The following is a 16,825-nucleotide window of genomic DNA, read 5'->3' as shown; positions in this document are numbered from 1 at the left end:
CTCCTCAGGCGTTCGCGGTGCCGCGGGTGACTGCGCGGCCGATCAGGGCGATGAGACGGTCGAGAAGGAAGCCGACGATGCCGACATAGATCAGCGCCACGATGATGTCGCTGATCAGCGACGAATTCCAGGCGTCCCAGATGAAGAAGCCGATGCCGACGCCGCCGATCAGCATCTCGGCAGCGACGATCGCCAGCCAGGAGAGCCCGATGCCGATCCTCAAGCCCGTGAAGATGTAAGGGGCGGCGGCGGGCAGCATGATCTTGGCGAAATACTCGAAGCCGTTGAGGCGCAGCACCCGGGCGACGTTCTGGTAGTCCTGCGGAATGTTGCGGATGCCGACTGCCGTGTTGATGATGATCGGCCAGATCGCCGTGATGAAGATGACGAAAATCGCCGATGGGTTGCCGTCCTGGAAGGCGGCGAGCGAAAGCGGCAGCCAGGCGAGTGGTGGCACGGTGCGCAGCACCTGGAAGATCGGGTCGAGGCCGCGCATGGCGAGCGCGCTCTGGCCGACGAGCACACCAAGGGCGATGCCGACCGCGGCGGCCATGGCATAGCCGAGCGCGACGCGCTGCAGGCTGGCGAAAACATGCCAGAACAGTCCCTGGTCGACGCCCTGTCCGGCATAGAAGGGATGGGCGATCAACTCCCAGCTCTCCTCGAAGACGCGGGACGGCGCAGGCAGGCTCGAGTCGGGTGACGAGCAAATGACCTGCCAGGCGAGAGTGAAGAACGATAGCGTGACGAGCAACGGCAAGAGATTTGCGACAGCCTGGGCGACGAGGCGCGACAGGCGGCGATCGATGCCGGGGCGCGCGGGGTAGCTGAGCGCGATGACGTTGGCCAAAGGCTGCGGCGCCGCCTGCGGTTCGAGCTTGAGATTGGTGACGGACATGCCGTTCTCCTGAGGGTTTCGGGTCTACAGCGCCGCGCGTCTCTGGACGCACGAAGGTCGCTGTATCGCTTTGAACTGCTGCATGCATTTATGCAGAGGCAGCCGGGCAGGACCCGGCTGCCTCTGCGGCATCAGGCGATGCGGCTGATTGCCAGGCTCTTCAGATAGGCTTCGGGGTTGGCTGGATCGAAGACCTTGCCGTCGAAGAAGGTCTCCGGACCGCGCGAGGTGGAGGCCGGAATGTCAGCGACGCCGAGGTCCTTCGCCGCTTCGCGCCAGATTTCCTCGCGGTTCACCTTGGCGATCAGTCCGTTGATGTCGGTATCCGGCGCGAGCTTGCCCCAGCGGATGTTCTCGGTGAGGAACCAGGCGTCGTGGCTCTGGAACGGGTAGGACGCTTGGTCGCGCCAGAATTTCATGAAGTGCGGGCTGTTCTCTACGACCTTGCCGTTGCCGTAGTCGTATTCGCCCTTCAGCCGATCGACGATATCCTTGGGCGGCACGTTGAACCAGCTGCGCTTGCCGACGATCTTGGCGAGTTCCTCCTTGTTCGCCATGTCGTCGCACCATTGCGCGGCTTCCTGGACCGCCATGACCAGGGCCTTGGCCGCGCGCGGGTTCTTCTCGACCCAGTCGGCGCGCATCGCGAAGGATTTTTCCGGATGCTTCGCCCAGATTTCTCCGGTGGTCAGGGCGGAATAGCCGATCTTCTGGTTGACGAGCTGCTCGTTCCAGGGCTCGCCGACGCAGAAACAGTCCATGGTACCGACCTTCATGTTGGCGACCATTTGCGGCGGCGGCACCACGATCGTCTCGACATCCTTGTCCGGATCGATACCAGCGGCGGCGAGCCAATAACGGAGCCAGAGGTCGTGCGTGCCGCCCGGGAAGGTCATGGCGACCTTGGCGGCCTGTCCGCTTGCCTTCTTCTTGGCGAAGGCCTCCTTGAGGGTCGAGGCGTCGAGGCCGACCTTCAGGTCGGCGTAGGTCGCGCCGACCGAAATCCCTTGGGCATCGAGATTGAGGCGGGCGAGGATTACCATCGGTAGCGGCTGGTTGTTCTGCGTCACCTTGCCGGTCGAGATGAGATAGGGCATCGGCGTCAGGATGTGCGCGCCGTCGATGCCGGCGCCGGCCGAGCCGAGCACCAGATTGTCGCGGGTCGTGCCCCAGGACGCCTGCTTCACGACCTCGACTTCGGTCATGCCGTACTTGTCGAAAAAGCCCTTTTCCTTGGCGATGACAAGGGGCGCGGAATCGGTGAGAGCGATAAAACCGAGAACGGCTTTTGCAGTCTCCGGACCGGCGCCCTGGGCGAAGGCCCCGGAGGGAAAGAGCGTCTTCGCCGCACCGATCATGGCGGCGCTGGCGGTCGTCTTCAGCAGGCTGCGGCGGGTCAGCCCGCCGATCGAAGTCTTGGTCATGCGCATGTTCCCTCAATTTATTGGCCGGTCGAAAACCGACAAAAAAGCGCCGCTTGATCATCACGCTCCTGGGACTGGGAGGAACCCGTTTGGAGGCAAGGACCTTGCGACGCCGGTGTCTTTGGCGGGCGCTATCGGCGCCCGGGCTTGCTTCAAGTCGCCGTTGACCGAAGCGAATATTGCCACGCAAGCATTGTGCCAGTTTCGGAAATCTCGATATGTAACTGAATTCACATGTTAAATTCGATATTCACGACATGCCTCAGAAATAGGCATTAGCATCCTCTGATGAAATTTTGTGCGGCGCAATATAAAAGGACGTCCAGGCCGCCTAAACAAGCAGCGCTCGCGCGGGGCACTTTTGGTGAACTGATGGGGCTGCCGCAGGTAACCGAGCATGCGGTATTCGTGCGCGAGACGTTCAGGCGCACTTGGCAGTCGATCGGCTGTCCAGTTCGCCAGCCAAAACGCCTCGGGTTGCGACGAATAGCACAGACATTCGCCACGCTAGGCCTCTGGGGAAGGCTCCAGCCGCCATCGGTCACCGTAACGGCCCCCTGCCGACCTCTCTGAGCAGGCCGGTGACCGGATTGGCAACCGACGAGCTAGAGGTCGAGCTTGGTTGCCTGGCGAGTGACGCCGCCGGCATCGAGACTTGGCATTGCCATCTTCACTGCGGCCTCTGCTCCACTGGCGATGATTTCTTCTTCGCTGAGGGATCTGTGCCAGTGCGAATAGAGGACAAAGCGAGCCCCTCGAGTTCCTTCTTCCTGGCACCGAAATCATACTTCAGCGCCGCGTCGAGCAAGGTGTATCCATCGGCCTTTATCGTGTTGGCGTCATCGGCGTAGCTCGAACCGACAATGCGCGCGCCGCCACCAATCGTCAGCCCTTCGAGCGTCCCGGAATCGAGGGTATACGCGGCCCACAGCGAACCATAGTAGCGCGGCACGGCCTGTGGGCGGTTGCCGATGACCGATGCATCGCTGGATTCAGACACTTTCGTATCGAGCAGCGAGAGCGCCGTTTGCCGCCATTTCGCTCTGTGTTTCGAATGTGAATCTGAGATCGGATCGTAACGGCAGCGCTTCAGCAGCGAAATTGTAGGAAATACGAGTGGCCTTGTGTCGCGCCCAGAGCCTCGTCGCCGCTATGGCGTTCTCATATACGGTCCCATTTCGCGGGCGCTTTCATGTCGATACGCTGAAGATCAAGAGCCGGAATTTTCAGTAGACCGGCTCACCGGCCCCGGTCATCACAACCAGATCACCGGTCATCAAGAGCTTTGAGAGCCTGCTCGGCGAAGCGTGGCGACGTCAAGGCAAGCCTTTCGATCAATTCCCTAATCGTCAACGTCGGTCGCCGATAGGCGGCCGCTTGCACGGCGATTGCCTCCAGCATATCCGTTGGACTCGTTGCGAGGATCTCCGTGAGAAATTCGTCAGGGGTCAACGCGACGATGCCGGAGGGTAGGTTGCCGAAATCGCGGATGTTCGACGTGACGATGATCGTAGCCTCGACCGTAACCGCGGCCGCGACGACATGGCGATCCTTCGGATGATTCCGCATTTCCGGCTCGATCTCTTCCCATCCCTCCACGCTCGCGTCCGGGAATGCCTCTTCCATGACAGATCGCAATGCTTCCGCCCTCGATGGATCCATGCCGTAATCGCTGACAAGGTTGCGGGTCATTTCGTCTAGGATGCGGCGCGACCAGTGCGCCCGAAAGCAACCCGCTGCTGCTACACGCAGCAGCGTATCGCGTAGCAGCATGGGAAACAGGACATCGGCATCAAGAACGGCGACTAGCATGGGCACCCATGAGAATTCTGCGATCGGTCAGAGAATGATTGGTTGCGTTTATAGCGTTTATGGGCCATATTCCAGCTATGGCCGTATCACATCGCACATCGTCAGACCAAAATTCTACCAAAACCTCGCGTGCCATCCCGGCACCCGAGAGATCTGCGGCTGCCCGCATCGCTTCGCTATTGCAGGCACATTCCAAGAAGCGCGAGGGAGCCGTTCAGGTCATTGATGCCGATGGCGAACGCCTAGAGCTTCCCAACGTCTTGGCCGAGGTCATGTACCGGGCCGCAGAGCTTCTTGCTGAGGGGCGGCCGGTCACCGTTCTTCCGGATGAGGAGATGCTGTCAACGCAAGCTGCGGCAGATATTCTCAACGTGTCCCGGCAGTACCTTGTCCGCTTGGTCGACAGTGATGAGCTCCCGGCGGAAAAGGTTGGCAGTCACCGACGCCTTAAGGCAGCGGATGTTGCGGCATACAAAGTCGCCCGAGACGCCAAGCGGGCGTCGGCACTGGATCGGCTGACGTCGCTGAGCGAGGACGTCGGCGGCTATGAGCTCGGGACCAAGCGTCGCTGAAATCGAACCTAAACGTTTAAGGGGCTATCCGCAGGCATTCGGCGACGAGGACGGCTTGTCCGGTCCGCTTCCATCAGGAATGCATCCGTTTGCTCGAAACCCCGAAGCATGTGGGCTCTGATTTTCTTTGCCATGTCGTCAAAACTGTGCCCGGTTGCAAGCCTGACAAAGTCCATGTTGCCCCCGACGTCGGTGCGCGTGGTGGTGAGCGGCCTGATAAAATTGAAGCCGCCTTCAAAGCGCGTTCAACGACACTCAAAGACCGGTCGCTCCTCGATGCAGCTCGGCAGTAAGCCCGGCATGGTCGTACAGCGACGGAATTGTGGCCAAGGGATTGCTGATCGAAGGGAAACGGAAAAGGAGAACGATTACGCGGACTGCAGTTCCATAATATAGATTATCTGACACCACCATGTAGCCGCAAAGTTAAAGTGTCCTGTTCCTGCAAAGTTGGAATGTCACTCTCCCCGGGTTTTGATGACCTGGGAGATTGCGGATGGGATGATTGCGATGAGCGAGCGCGACCTGCAGCGGATCGAGATTTTGTCGAAGGTGATCGCCGGGCGTATGACGTTGGTGTCGGCGGCACATGTGCTGGACCTGAGTACCCGCCAGGTGCGTCGTCTGTTGGATCGGATCAGCGCTGGCGGTGCGGCGTCGATCCGGCACAAGGCGATCGGCCGGCCATCGAACAATCGGATTTGTGACGGCGTGCGCGATTATGCCGTGACGCTCGTACGCGAGTGCTATGTGGACTTCGGACCGACATTAGCCGCTGAGAAGCTCGCCGAGCGCGACGGCCTGACGGTGTCGCGCGAGACCTTGCGCCAATGGATGTCGGAGGCCGGCCTGTGGCTGTCGCGCAAGCAGCGGCGGACCTTTCATCAGCCGCGGTTGCGGCGCGAGGCCTATGGCGAACTGGTGCAGATCGACGGATCCGAGCATCGTTGGTTTGAGGATCGCGGGCCGCCATGTTCGCTGCTGGTGTTCATCGACGATGCGACCGGCAAGCTGATGCAGCTGCGGTTCGTACGATCGGAAAGTGCGTTCACGTATTTCGAGGCACTGGAACTCTATCTGAAGGCGCATGGTGCTCCGGTCGCCTTCTATTCCGACAAGCATTCGGTGTTCCGGGTGGCGAAGAAGGATGCCAAGGGCGGCCACGGCATGACCCAGTTCGGCCGCGCGCTTTCAGAGCTAAACATCGAGATTCTTTGCGCAAACTCAAGCCAGGCGAAGGGCCGTGTCGAGCGGATGAACCGGACGCTACAGGATCGGTTGATCAAGGATCTGCGCCTGGAGGGCATCTGCGGCATGGACGACGGCAACGCTTTCCTGCCTCGGTTCATGGAGCGCTATAACCGGCAGTTTGCCATTACCCCTGCCCGATCTGATGATCTGCATCGGCCGCTGAACCTTGCCCCGGATCGGCTGCGCGACGTCCTGTGCAAACGTGAGCAGCGTTATGTCGGCACGCAACTGACGTTCTCCTACGAGCGCCAGCGGATCATGCTGGAGGAGACCGAGGTGACGCGCGGGCTGGTCGGTCGCTATGTCGAGACCTATGCCTATGCGGACGGCCGGCTGGATGTGCGCTGGAAGGGGCATTCCCTGCCCTACCAGGTGTTCGACAAAAACCAGCGGGTGACGCATGCGGCGATCACCGAGAACAAGCGGCTCGGTGATGTCCTGGCCTACATCAAGGAACGTCAGGAGCAGCAGACGAAGCCGGCGGTGAAGACCAACAGCGAGAAGATAGGCTACAAGCCGCGGGGGCGAAAGCCGGGTAAGCGGACGGATTTCATGAACGATCCCGCAGTCATCGCCCGGCGGCAGCAGGCGCTTTCCCACCTTGATGCGGCGGAATAATCGGCTGCATTCATAGTCTCAAAGCTAAAGCCGATAGGTGCGTCTCACCCGCCCCCTCCCTTCCCTTGCAACCCGGCCCAGCCGGTCCGGTCGGGGGCTTGCCTCAGCGCAAGTGGACATGCCGAGTGTCGTATTTCTAAATGGCTGAAGACGTATCCAAAGTGACATTTTAACTTTGCGCAATGGCGGACATTGCAACCTTGCCGCCACACACCATGTAACGGCATTTTAGAGATGCGACATATGAGCCAGTTAGAGATGCGACAGTCGTCGCCTCTTGGGATGCTGGTCAAACGTCAACGTTTGGAAGGAAGACTGGCGACGTGAAGCGTGGTTGAGACCATGAGCGTTCGGAGTCGTCATGTCTTGTTTGATCACCATGTCGCAGAAGGAATTGCATCGTCTTGAACTGATCCAGCGGATTCGCGGCCGCAGCCTGACCGTCGTCGAGGCGGCCGCGTTGCTTCGTCTCAGCCGCAGTCAGGTGCACCGGCTGTTGCAGGCCTATGACAAGGCCGGCGCCGACGGTCTCGTCTCGAAGAAGCGCGGCCGTCCGAGCAACCGGCGTCACAGCGAGGATTTCCGCAACCTGGTGCTCGACCTGGTGCGGGAGCATTATGCGGATTTCGGACCGACCTTGGCGGCCGAGAAGCTCATCGAACGCCACCGGATTGCCGTCAGCAAGGAGACGCTGCGGCAGTGGATGATGGAAGCCGGCCTCTGGGTGTCGCGACGCGAGCGCAAGAAGCGGGTCTTCCAGCCGCGCGGCCGGCGCGATTGTTTCGGCGAACTCGTGCAGATCGATGGCTCGCTGCATTGGTGGTTCGAGAACCGCGGTCCCAAATGCGCCCTGCTCGTCTATATCGACGATGCCACCGGCAAGCTCTTGCATCTGCGGTTTGCCGGATCGGAGAACACCTTCGACTATCTGCACGCGACGAAGGCCTACTTGCAGCAATGGGGCAAGCCGATCGCCTTCTACAGCGACAAGCATGGCATCTTCCGCACCACCCATGCTTCCAAGAAGGACAGAACCAGCGGCCTGACGCAGTTCGGGCGGGCTCTTTATGAGCTCAACATCGACATCATCTGCGCCAATACCCCGCAGGCAAAGGAGCGGACATCACGATGCACCTTGTTGGAGTGGTTGAGCGACAATTAATCTGGGTTGACGGCCACCATATCGACTGCCGGCGCCTTTTTCGAGTCTGACGTTGCCCGGCGGTTCGTACAAGTATCGATGGTTGCTGGCGTATCGATGACGCTTGAGAGTGCCTTTGCGCCCGAGTTGGTGAACGGTCGATTCGCATACGCCGAGCTGCTGGGCTACTTCCTCGCCGGTGAGCATGCCGCCCTCGCGCAGCCGTTCGTACCGGCTCTTCAAACCATAGGTGCGGCGCACGAGCATGACCTTCTTCGGCGTGAAGGGTTCGCCGCGCCAGTTGCGATGCCCGAGTTCGTTGAGACGAGCGGCGATCTGCCGGTCGTTGGTGGCCTCCAGCAGCTCGTTGATCAACGCCACGACCTGTGCCGGCGTCTTGCGTATCACCGACATAGGCCGAGGTCTGGCCACCGACAGGCTCTGCGTGCGCCCGCCGCGCCAACGGATGTTGATGTTGACCTCATCGTCGACGAGCAGCGTCACGTCTTCGATGAGAAGGCCGAGCATGCGCTTGCGTTCGACGGCACCGGTGCGCTCGTCGTTCCAGATGCGCGGGAAATCGGCGGTCAGCGCCCTGATGCGCTGCTGCGCTGGCTCGTCCAGCAGCGAGTGGTCGGCCTCGTTCTGGCGCTCGTGCTCGCGCTGGAGTGCGTCGAGGTCGCGCAGCCGTGCGTTCCAGTCGGCTTCCAGCGCGTCGGCGACCAGGCGGTTGTCCGGATCGACCTTCAGGTAGCGCCGGCGGGCCAGTTCAGCCTCATAGCGGGCGCGTTGCAGCTGCGTGCCGCGCAGCGCCGCGGCCTGCTCCACGCGCTGGGTGATCTCCTGCTGCACGGCAAGCGCGACATCGATCGCTGCCGGCGCCATTACCTCCAGCAGTAGCGCGCTCACCGCCTCGTCGACCGGAGCACCGCGCACCCATTGGCAGTGTTTGCCGGCGTGTCGCACGACGGCTTCGTTGCAGACGTAATATGGGCGCAGCCGCCCCTCGAACGGCTCGTAATGGACCCGCATGCGTGCACCGCAGCGGCCGCACAGCAGCCGTCCCTGCAACAGGCCGCTGCCCTGGCGGGGCATGCGTCCACGCAGGCCGGGTGAAAAACCGGTGGCGTTCTGTTCCAGGGCTGCCTGATTGCGTTCGTATTCGGCCCAGGAAATGTAGCCGTCGTGGGCGTCGGGAATCAGTACCTGCCAGTCGGATCTCGCCACGCGCAGTTGCACGGGCTTCAGCTTGGCATTGTAGGCGGTGCGCGTGCGTCCATAGGCGAAGGCGCCGGCATAGCGCGGGTTGTGCAAGATCTGGAGCACGCGGGAATGGTCGATCTCGTTCCACAGGACGTCGCCCTTGCCGATGCCGCGACGGATACGCCGCGGAAAGAGGATCTTCTCGCCCCGCAGGCGGCGCACGACGGCGCAGGCCGAGCCGGTCTGGCGGAAAGTATCGAACAGGAGCCGCACCGTGTCCTGGATCTGTCGGTCGGGATCGAGCACGACCCGCGCGTCAGGGGTGTAGACCAACCCGATCGGCAGCGGCATCTCGAGTTCGCCGCGGCGCGCCTTGTTGAGAATGCCGCCTTGCAGCCGCGACTTCAGGATGTGCAGTTCGGCCTCGCTCATCGTGCCCTTCAGGCCGAGCAGCATGCGGTCGTTGAAATAGGCCGGATCATAGACGCCGTCCTCGTCCATGATGAGCGTGCGCGACAAGGCGGCCAGCTCAAGGAGACGGTGCCAGTCGGCATTGTTGCGTGCCAGGCGCGACACTTCCAGCCCCAGCACGATCCCTGCATGTCCCATCGCCACTTCGCTCACCAGGTGCTGGAAGCCGTCGCGGTCCTGCGACTGCGCGCCGGAGAGGCCGAGGTCGCTATCGATGACGTGGACACGTTCGATCGGCCAGCCCAGCGCCACGGCGCGATCGCGCAGGGCGTATTGCCGCTTGGTGCTCTCGGTGTTCTCGAACACCTGACGAAGCGAGGACTGACGCACGTAGAGGAATGCATCACGCCGCAGATGGTCGGCGTCAACCTTTATGGCGATGTCAGTAGACATGGTTCCCTCGGGTCTCTGCTGCCAGCACCATGTTGGCGAGCATGTGCACGAGCTGGCGATCGTGCACTGCGACCGAAGCCGTAGGCCGTGATTCCAGCCGCCGATGCGTCGGCGGGGGAGGCTGCGCGATCAGCACCGCCAGCCCTTGCCAAAGGCCGTGGAAAACGATGGCGCCCATGTCCTTGGCGCAGGCCTGACCGCAAAGGACGGCGGTGCGCAGCGTCTCGTAGAAATCCTTGCAGCTGCGCGGTAGCACCGGGGTGCGTGCATGGGGCTCACCGTTTTTTTTTACGGGCGATCGCGCGTTCGATGCTGCGGGGATGGACACTGATGCCGAGCGTCGAATGCAGCAGTTCTGCCAGGGAGCGCGCCTGCAGCGGGGCGCCCGCATGCTGGTTCTGCTCGATGAGCTGCATGACCTCGTCGGTGAGTTTGTGGGCCGACTTTGGCCCTCGGGTGCGCGGCAGCAGGCCGGCAATGCCGTCGCGTTCGAACGCGGCCTCGGCCTGATAGTAGGTTGGCCGCGACAGACCGAAAAGCGCGGCGGCATCGGCCTTGTTGACGCCATCCTCCTGGACGTGACGCAGCATCTCGTACTTCACCTGCACGAGATCGAGAGGATCGAAGAAGGTGGACTCACGAAACCAGGGTGCACGGACGGCTTCGGGCCGCGCATTGAGTGCTCCGAGCTCGCGCAGTCGCTCACGTTTGGTCTCGTTGGGCATGGCATAACCTCTTCCTAGTGGTGTAAATCAAATTACGCCTCGATAGAGAACGTGTCAACCTAACGACGCCGGGCGATATGGCTGTTTATGCTGCATATAACTACAATGTAGAGGCAATTATCGCTGTGAGCGCCCGTATGATTCGGCATAATTAGATTTACATAATCGGCATAAATTGCCTGACACGCATTCAGCCGCCATGGCTGCGCTCGATTTGCTCGATCAATGCGGCTAGGGTTGCCAGATCATCTGGACGCACGAACGACCTACCGGCCGCGATCTGAATGAAAACATCGGGTGCAGCGACGTCCGTCCATGACGCAAGCAGCGAGCGAAGCCGCCCATCCGCGTCGTAGAACATGACGCGATCCTCGCCCCAGTTCTGCTTGCGTGTCGACAACACGAAGCGCTGGCCGCGCCACGGATGGAACGGGTGCGTGACCTCGAACTCTATACGCACTTGAGTGTCAGTACGAACTGCAGTCCTGGACTTGAAAGAAAGGCCGCGTCGAGCGTGCAAACCAGACGCTGCAGGATCGGCTTGTCAAGGAACTGCGGCTGCGCGGCATCGACACGATCGCGGCGGCCAATGCCTATGCGCCGGAGTTCATGGCCGACTTCAATCGTCGCTTCGGCAAGGCGCCGCGCAATCCGAAGGACATGCATCGGCCGTTTGCCGCGCATGAGAACCTCGATGGCGCCATGTGCCGCAAGGAGATCCGCAAGCTGTCGCAGTCGCTGACGCTGCGCTATGACAAGGTGATGTTCATCCTCGATCCGACCGACCTCGCCACGGCGCTCGCCGGCAAGAAGGTCATTGTCTGCGACTATCCCGATGGTCGCCTCGAGGTCACCCATGAGGGGACGTCCCTGCCCTACAGAACCTTCGACACGTTGCGCTCGGTGCACCGCCCTGAGGTGGTTGAGAACAAGCGCCTTGATGACGTGCTGGCGCTGGTGGCCGAGATGCAGGCCGGACGCGAGCAACAGCGCAGCAAGGGCGGACCGCGCCGCACCGGCCAGACGGATCATATGTTCGGCATTCGCGACGGCAGCCAGAGCAATGGCTACCAAAAGCGCGGCACGAAGCCTGGCCGGAAGACGGATTTTACCAAGGATCCGGTGGTCATCGCAAAGCGGCAACAAGCCCTTGCGCAGCTGAAAGCGGCGGAGTGACCGGGGGTGTCCAAGCTGAAGTTTATTTTGCAGCTGGAGCCATCCGCCGCCGACCGGGCTGCGCAACCCTGACCAGCTCCACCCGGTCGGCGGCTCGCGTCTTCGTACTTTGTAAATATACTTGCAAACGCAGTAATAATGAATAGGATGATGTCGCGTTTCTAAGTTGATTACTTTGTCTCATCTTTAAATAGCTGTGACACACCATGTAACGGGGTACATTCTAATTCCAAGTGCGACATGGCAATAAAAACAATGGCTTGGCCCTTGGAGATTTTTGCATGTCGCAGTGCTATTCACAGCTCACCCTTCCCGATCGCCGCCGTTTGCACCAGCTCGTGGAACGCAAGGTTCCTGTCGGTGAGATCGCCCGGCAGCTCGGCCGGCATCGCTCGACGATCTATCGTGAACTGAAGCGCAACACCTTCCATGATGCCGAGTTTCCGGAATACAGCGGCTACTACAGCGGCATTGCCAACGACATCTCCAAGGAGCGCCGGCGACGGCTGCGCAAGCTCAGCCGCCACCCGCAGCTGCGCCAGCTGGTTATCGATCGACTGGAGGCACTTTGGTCGCCGGAGCAGATCGCCGGCCGTCTGCTGGCCGATGGTGTGAGCGCCGTCCGCGTCTGCACCGAGACGATCTATCGCTTTATCTATGGCAAGGAAGATTATCCGCTGCAGCTCTATCGTCACCTGCCGGAAGGCCGTCGCAAGCGCCGTCGCCGCGGCTCCCGCAAGCCCCGCGACGGCTTGATTGCGTTTGACTACAGGATCGGCCAACGGCCTGATTTCATTGCCGATCGCTCGCAGTTCGGCCACTGGGAGGGCGATCTCTTGATCTTCCGGCGCGACCTCGGTGAAGCCAATGTCACCTCGCTGGTCGAGCGCAAGAGCCGCTACACGGTGATGATCAAGAATGGTAGCCGCCACTCGCAGCCGCTCATCGGCAAGATCGTCGATGCCTTCTCTCCCTTGCCGGCCATTGCCCGTCAGAGCTTCACCTTCGACCGTGGCACCGAGTTTCGCGGTTTCAGGGCTTTGGAAGATGGACTCGGCGCCAGGAGCTGGTTCTGCGATCCAAATTCACCGTGGCAGAAAGGTGCGATCGAGAACACCAACAAGCGCATCCGCCGCTTTGTGCCGAGCGATACGGACCTATCCGCCGTCAGCCAGCAGAAGCTCGTCACCCTCGCCCATCACCTGAACTCGCTGCCCAGGAAGTGCCTTGGCTATCGGACACCCGCCGAGGTGTTCATGGCGCATTTGCGCGATTGCGGGTAATGCCCTACCCTCTACTCGTCATTGTTGCACTTGGATTAGATTCTCCACGGCATTTTAGAGATGCGACATATGAGCCAGTTAGAGATGCGACAGTCGTCGCCTCTTGGGATGCTGGTCAAACGTCAACGTTTGGAAGGAAGACTGGCGACGTGAAGCGTGGCTGAGACCATGAGCGTTCGGAGTCGTCATGTCTTGTTTGATCACCATGTCGCAGAAGGAATTGCATCGTCTTGAACTCATCCAGCGGATTCGCGGGCGCAGCCTGACCGTCGTCGAGGCGGCCGCGTTGCTTCGTCTCAGCCGCAGTCAGGTCCACCGGCTGTTGCAAGCCAATGACCTGGCCGGCGCCGACGGTCTCGTCTCGAAGAAGCGCGGCCGTCCGAGCACCCGCTTATCAAGCGGTACGCTAATGGCGCTCAGCACAGCAATTTCAATGCTTTTGACTAACTGTTGGCTGCAGCAGAAGATTAGAAAATTTCTTCTATCGAGTTTGCTCTATCGCTTTCTCCGGCGACTTTCATGGCTCATCTTTGAACAAGGCCAGCATCTCGAAAAGCTCGATCGGCGTCTTCTGGAGGCCTCCGCCGATCTTGGGGCGAAGCCGGTCTCGAGCTTTTTCGGCGTAACCCTGCCCCTGTCGCTCCCGGGCGTCATGACCGGTGTCGCGCTCGTGACCATCTTGCTTCTCGGCGAATATCTGATCCCGCAGCTTCTCGGTGGCGGCAAGGTCTTCTTCATCGGCAACGCGCTGGTCGATCTTTTCCTACAGTCGCGTAACTGGCCTTTCGGTTCGGCGATCGCCGTCACGCTGGTCGCAGTTGTGGTCATTGTGCTCATGGTCGCGATGCGCATTGCCTGGAAGGTCGCCGGAACAAGACAGGTGGATCTCGTCTGATGCGCGCTCTCGTCTCCGCCGTCTATCTCTTTCTCTATGCGCCGATCGTTCTGGTCGTCCTGTTCTCCTTCAATGCGGGGCGCAATGCCAGCGAGTTCACCGGGTTCTCGACCGCCTGGTACGGCAAAGCCCTCGGTAACACCTTCCTGGTCTCCGCGCTGCAGAACAGCCTGATGATCGCCTTCACCAGCGCCGCACTCGCCGCGGTATTCGGGACCATGGCCGCGCTCGGCATGGAGCGGCTCGGCATCCGCACGCGGGCGGTCTTCGATGCATTGTTCGCCGCGGCGATCGTCGTTCCGGGTGTCGTCATTGGCATCGCCACGCTCGTCGCCCTTGTCGCTGTGTTCTCCTTCGTCAATCCGGCGCTCGCGACGATCTGGCCGGGCGATCACCCGCCACAGCTCGGGCTTGGCTACGGCTCGATCATCGCTGCCCACGGCCTCTTCTCGATGGCGCTCGTCGCCATGATCGTGAAGGCGCGAATCGCCAGTCTCGGCCGCGACATCGTCGAGGCGTCGAGTGATCTCTATGCGACGCCGCTCACCACTTTCCGGCTGATCGTACTGCCGCAGATCCTGCCCTCGATCCTCGCCGGCTTCCTGCTCGCCTTCACCTTCTCCTTCGACGATTTCATCATCGCCTTCTTCGTCGCGGGCTCGAAGACCACCTTGCCGATCTATGTCTTCGCCTCGATCCGTCGCGGCGTGACGCCGGAGATAAATGCGATCGCGACCCTGGTTCTGGTCGCCTCGCTTCTCCTGATCCTGACAGCGCGCCTGCTGATGCGCGAGAAGAAAAGTAAATCCGGGAAGTGAAACCATGATCCTGAAAGACCGGATCGCGATCGTGACCGGCGCCGGCTCCGGGATCGGTCAGGCGGGCGCTGCCATCATGGCGCGTGAAGGCGCCCATGTGGTCGTCGTCGACCGCAGCGCGAAGGCCGCCGAAGAGACCGTGACATCGATAGCCACCAAAGGCGGCAGCGCCGAAACGCTCGCCATCGACGTCACCAACGACGACGCGCTCGCGCACGGCATAGCTGACGTCGCCGCGCGGCACGGCCGCATTGATATCCTGCACAACCATGCTGGCGCCCAGGTCGCCGGCGATCTTGAACAGGTCGACGTGGCGGGCTTCGACCGCTCTTGGAACCTCAATGTCCGCGCCCATTTCATGGCCGCCCGCTTCGTCATGCCGGCAATGAAAGCGGCGGGCGGCGGCGCGATCGTCAACACCTCCTCGTCTTCCGGCGTGCTCTACGACCGCGAGATGATCGCCTATACGACGACGAAACATGCGGTGATCGCCATGACGCGGCAAATGGCCGGCGACTATGCGAAATATGGGGTGCGGGTGAATGCTCTCTGTCCCGGCTGGGTCGACACCCCCTTCAACGAACCCTTCATCAAACAGATGGGGGGGCGGAGCGCCATCGATGCCTACATCCGCGAGAAGGTGCCGCTCGGCCGTTGGGCGAGTGTCGACGAGATCGCGGAGTCGATCCTCTTCCTCGTTTCCGACCGCTCCTCTTATATGACCGGTCAGATTCTGGTGGTCGACGGCGGCGAAACCGTCGTGTGATATCCTGTCGCGCAGGGTAGAGGTGCATCCCGCTTCAGATGCAGAAGATGAGCCTAACAGCCGGATCTCGCCAAGAAGGACCTGCGTGGTATAGTTTCGGTCTGGATTGCATACGGTGACCACGAAGAAGTCATCAAGCGCGAAAATATGCTTGTCATCACCGACACCAACCCGAACTCTGGTTTGCTAATCCAGCCTGGGGGCTTGCCGATCGATGCCCTCCATGGCCGCAGGACGACGGGACCGGAAATGTCAGGATGGCCGATCTTGGCCTTCATGCGCCGATTTGTGGAAAGCGCGTACGATTGAATTCGACAGGTCGAGGCGGCCCACGCCAACTCTGCGGGCCGCCTTTGCCTCAACTCTGGATCAGAACGGCGAATCTGCGAAGTAGAAATCCTTCGCATTGTCCTTGGTCACGAGGGTGGCGTCGATCGTGTAAACGCCGCGAACCGGAACCTGGCCGTAGAAGTTGGCCACCGTCATCTCGAGCGCGGTACCGACCATCGCCGGCGGGTAGAGCACGTCGACCGGGATCATCTTGTCGCCGTCCATGACCTTCTTGATCATTTCCTTCGAGCCGGCGCCGGCAACGACATACTGGATGTCGGTGCGCTTTGCCTGCTCGATGGCCTGCAGCACGCCGACAGCCATGTCGTCGTCCTGGCACCAGACGACATCGATCTTCGGGTACTTGGTCAGATAGTCCTGCATTACCTTGAAGGCATCGTCGCGATTCCAGTTGCCGTACTGGCGGTCGAGAACCTTGACGTTCGAGCCCTCGATGCCCTTGTCAAATCCGTCCTGGCGCTGCTGGTCGATCGGGATCGGGAGGCCTCGGATGACGACGACTTCAGCGTCCGGTGTCGTTGCCTTGATGTACTCGCCAGCGACCTGACCGAGGGCCGGGTTATTGCCCGCAACATAGAGATCGCGCACGGAGTTGTCGTTGACGCTCGGCGCACGGTCGACCAGGGCGACGAAGGTTCCCTTGCCCTTCACTTCCTTGATAGCGTTGACCAGCGGGTCCGGATCGGTCGGCAGGATGACGAGAGCGTCGATGTCCTGCGTCTCGAGGTCCTGAACGGCGTTGGCCTGGCTCGCCGGATCGGGCGAGGTCTTGACGATGACGTTAAGGCCCGGATTGCGCTCCATCAGGATCTTGGCGACCCGCTCGGCATGGAAGACCACGCCGGCCGTCCAGCCGTGATCGGCCGCCGGGATCGACACGCCGATCGTCACTTTCTTCTCCTCCTGCGCGTGCGATACGCCAGCGAGGGCGGTCATCGCCGCGAGGGTCAGGCCGAATAGCTTGCTACGCATTAAGTTCCTCCCAAAAAACAGGTCACCTGTTGCAAGCCGGGAGACCTGTGGACCCG

14 protein-coding genes and 5 pseudogenes are annotated in these 16,825 nt (G+C 61.1%); 10 read left to right on the top strand and 9 right to left on the bottom strand.

What is annotated here, in order from left to right; translation table 11 throughout:
* Positions 1-4: 4 nt before the first annotated feature.
* Complete coding sequence (gene ntrB / locus NGR_RS07265; protein WP_015887599.1) at positions 5-898, bottom strand: nitrate ABC transporter permease; 894 nt, start codon at positions 896-898, stop codon at positions 5-7.
* Positions 899-1,029: 131 nt separating this feature from the next.
* Positions 1,030-2,322: a CmpA/NrtA family ABC transporter substrate-binding protein gene (locus tag NGR_RS07260; RefSeq protein WP_164923951.1), complete on the bottom strand. Its 1,293-nt coding sequence runs from the start codon at positions 2,320-2,322 to the stop codon at positions 1,030-1,032.
* Between the two features lie 345 nt (positions 2,323-2,667).
* Between NGR_RS07260 and NGR_RS33845 the strand changes: the two are divergent.
* Positions 2,668-2,895, top strand: a pseudogene (locus NGR_RS33845) (hypothetical protein); the annotation flags it as partial.
* A gap of 97 nt (positions 2,896-2,992) precedes the next feature.
* Here the strand turns inward: NGR_RS33845 and NGR_RS33055 are convergent.
* Complete coding sequence (locus NGR_RS33055) at positions 2,993-3,322, bottom strand: TonB-dependent receptor domain-containing protein (RefSeq protein ID WP_015887597.1); 330 nt, start codon at positions 3,320-3,322, stop codon at positions 2,993-2,995.
* 266 nt (positions 3,323-3,588) lie between these two features.
* A complete protein-coding gene (locus NGR_RS07250; protein ID WP_015887596.1) occupies positions 3,589-4,134 on the bottom strand; it encodes a PIN domain-containing protein in 546 nt (181 codons plus the stop codon).
* Positions 4,135-4,172: 38 nt separating this feature from the next.
* On the opposite strand from NGR_RS07250, the gene NGR_RS07245 reads away from it, so the two are divergent.
* The 3 genes and pseudogenes from NGR_RS07245 to NGR_RS07235 all read left to right on the top strand — a co-directional run.
* Complete coding sequence (locus NGR_RS07245) at positions 4,173-4,706, top strand: excisionase family DNA-binding protein (RefSeq protein ID WP_240545066.1); 534 nt, start codon at positions 4,173-4,175, stop codon at positions 4,704-4,706.
* A 477-nt stretch (positions 4,707-5,183) separates the two neighbouring features.
* Positions 5,184-6,575: an ISNCY family transposase gene (locus NGR_RS07240; RefSeq protein WP_015887593.1), complete on the top strand. Its 1,392-nt coding sequence runs from the start codon at positions 5,184-5,186 to the stop codon at positions 6,573-6,575.
* A 361-nt stretch (positions 6,576-6,936) separates the two neighbouring features.
* Positions 6,937-7,704 (top strand): annotated as a pseudogene (locus NGR_RS07235) (ISNCY family transposase); the annotation flags it as partial.
* On the opposite strand, the gene NGR_RS07230 reads toward NGR_RS07235, so the two are convergent.
* From NGR_RS07230 to NGR_RS07215, 4 genes are all read right to left on the bottom strand, one after another.
* Positions 7,699-9,783: a recombinase family protein gene (locus NGR_RS07230; protein WP_010875070.1), complete on the bottom strand. Its 2,085-nt coding sequence runs from the start codon at positions 9,781-9,783 to the stop codon at positions 7,699-7,701. The pseudogene NGR_RS07235 and the gene NGR_RS07230 overlap by 6 nt on opposite strands.
* A complete protein-coding gene (locus tag NGR_RS33050; RefSeq protein ID WP_010875069.1) occupies positions 9,773-10,039 on the bottom strand; it encodes a transposase in 267 nt (88 codons plus the stop codon). The genes NGR_RS07230 and NGR_RS33050 overlap by 11 nt, the downstream gene beginning before the upstream one ends.
* Positions 10,040-10,058: 19 nt before the next feature.
* The gene (locus tag NGR_RS33045) at positions 10,059-10,508 is read right to left on the bottom strand and encodes a helix-turn-helix domain-containing protein (RefSeq protein ID WP_010875068.1); all 450 of its coding nucleotides are present in this window, start codon (positions 10,506-10,508) and stop codon (positions 10,059-10,061) included.
* Positions 10,509-10,698: 190 nt separating this feature from the next.
* Entirely contained in the window at positions 10,699-10,968 is a 270-nt protein-coding gene (locus tag NGR_RS07215; protein ID WP_010875067.1) for a DUF5372 family protein, read from the bottom strand.
* Positions 10,969-11,006: 38 nt separating this feature from the next.
* Between NGR_RS07215 and NGR_RS07210 the strand changes: the two are divergent.
* The 6 genes and pseudogenes from NGR_RS07210 to NGR_RS07185 all read left to right on the top strand — a co-directional run.
* A pseudogene (locus tag NGR_RS07210) lies at positions 11,007-11,684 on the top strand (ISNCY family transposase); the annotation flags it as partial.
* Positions 11,685-11,965: 281 nt separating this feature from the next.
* Positions 11,966-12,967 (top strand): IS30 family transposase, encoded by a 1,002-nt coding sequence (locus NGR_RS07205; protein ID WP_015887592.1) that lies wholly within the window; start codon positions 11,966-11,968, stop codon positions 12,965-12,967.
* A 187-nt stretch (positions 12,968-13,154) separates the two neighbouring features.
* Positions 13,155-13,367, top strand: a pseudogene (locus NGR_RS07200) (helix-turn-helix domain-containing protein); the annotation flags it as partial.
* 147 nt (positions 13,368-13,514) lie between these two features.
* Positions 13,515-13,862 (top strand): annotated as a pseudogene (locus NGR_RS07195) (ABC transporter permease); the annotation flags it as partial.
* Positions 13,862-14,680, top strand: a complete 819-nt coding sequence (locus NGR_RS07190) for an ABC transporter permease (protein WP_015887590.1) — start codon at positions 13,862-13,864, stop codon at positions 14,678-14,680. The pseudogene NGR_RS07195 and the gene NGR_RS07190, both read left to right, overlap by 1 nt.
* Before the next feature lie 4 nt (positions 14,681-14,684).
* A complete protein-coding gene (locus tag NGR_RS07185) occupies positions 14,685-15,446 on the top strand; it encodes an SDR family NAD(P)-dependent oxidoreductase (protein ID WP_015887589.1) in 762 nt (253 codons plus the stop codon).
* Positions 15,447-15,815: 369 nt separating this feature from the next.
* Here the strand turns inward: NGR_RS07185 and NGR_RS07180 are convergent, their stop codons facing one another.
* The gene (locus NGR_RS07180; RefSeq protein ID WP_015887588.1) at positions 15,816-16,769 is read right to left on the bottom strand and encodes a substrate-binding domain-containing protein; all 954 of its coding nucleotides are present in this window, start codon (positions 16,767-16,769) and stop codon (positions 15,816-15,818) included.
* Positions 16,770-16,825: the final 56 nt, after the last annotated feature.

The sequence above is a fragment of the Sinorhizobium fredii NGR234 genome (assembly GCF_000018545.1).
Lineage (GTDB): Bacteria > Pseudomonadota > Alphaproteobacteria > Rhizobiales > Rhizobiaceae > Sinorhizobium > Sinorhizobium fredii_A.
The sequence above is the reverse complement of the archived record's forward strand: the minus strand, read 5'-3'. Positions and strand labels throughout refer to the sequence as shown.

Excerpts from the sequence above, each read along its gene's own strand:
- ntrB (WP_015887599.1), bottom strand. The coding sequence starts at position 898 with ATGTCCGTCACCAATCTCAAGCTCGAACCGCAGGCGGCGCCGCAGCCT.
- NGR_RS07260 (WP_164923951.1), bottom strand. The coding sequence starts at position 2,322 with ATGACCAAGACTTCGATCGGCGGGCTGACCCGCCGCAGCCTGCTGAAG.
- NGR_RS07250 (WP_015887596.1), bottom strand. The coding sequence starts at position 4,134 with ATGCTAGTCGCCGTTCTTGATGCCGATGTCCTGTTTCCCATGCTGCTA.
- NGR_RS07240 (WP_015887593.1), top strand. The coding sequence starts at position 5,184 with ATGACCTGGGAGATTGCGGATGGGATGATTGCGATGAGCGAGCGCGAC.
- NGR_RS07230 (WP_010875070.1), bottom strand. The coding sequence starts at position 9,783 with ATGTCTACTGACATCGCCATAAAGGTTGACGCCGACCATCTGCGGCGT.
- NGR_RS33045 (WP_010875068.1), bottom strand. The coding sequence starts at position 10,508 with ATGCCCAACGAGACCAAACGTGAGCGACTGCGCGAGCTCGGAGCACTC.
- NGR_RS07205 (WP_015887592.1), top strand. The coding sequence starts at position 11,966 with ATGTCGCAGTGCTATTCACAGCTCACCCTTCCCGATCGCCGCCGTTTG.
- NGR_RS07190 (WP_015887590.1), top strand. The coding sequence starts at position 13,862 with ATGCGCGCTCTCGTCTCCGCCGTCTATCTCTTTCTCTATGCGCCGATC.
- NGR_RS07185 (WP_015887589.1), top strand. The coding sequence starts at position 14,685 with ATGATCCTGAAAGACCGGATCGCGATCGTGACCGGCGCCGGCTCCGGG.
- NGR_RS07180 (WP_015887588.1), bottom strand. The coding sequence starts at position 16,769 with ATGCGTAGCAAGCTATTCGGCCTGACCCTCGCGGCGATGACCGCCCTC.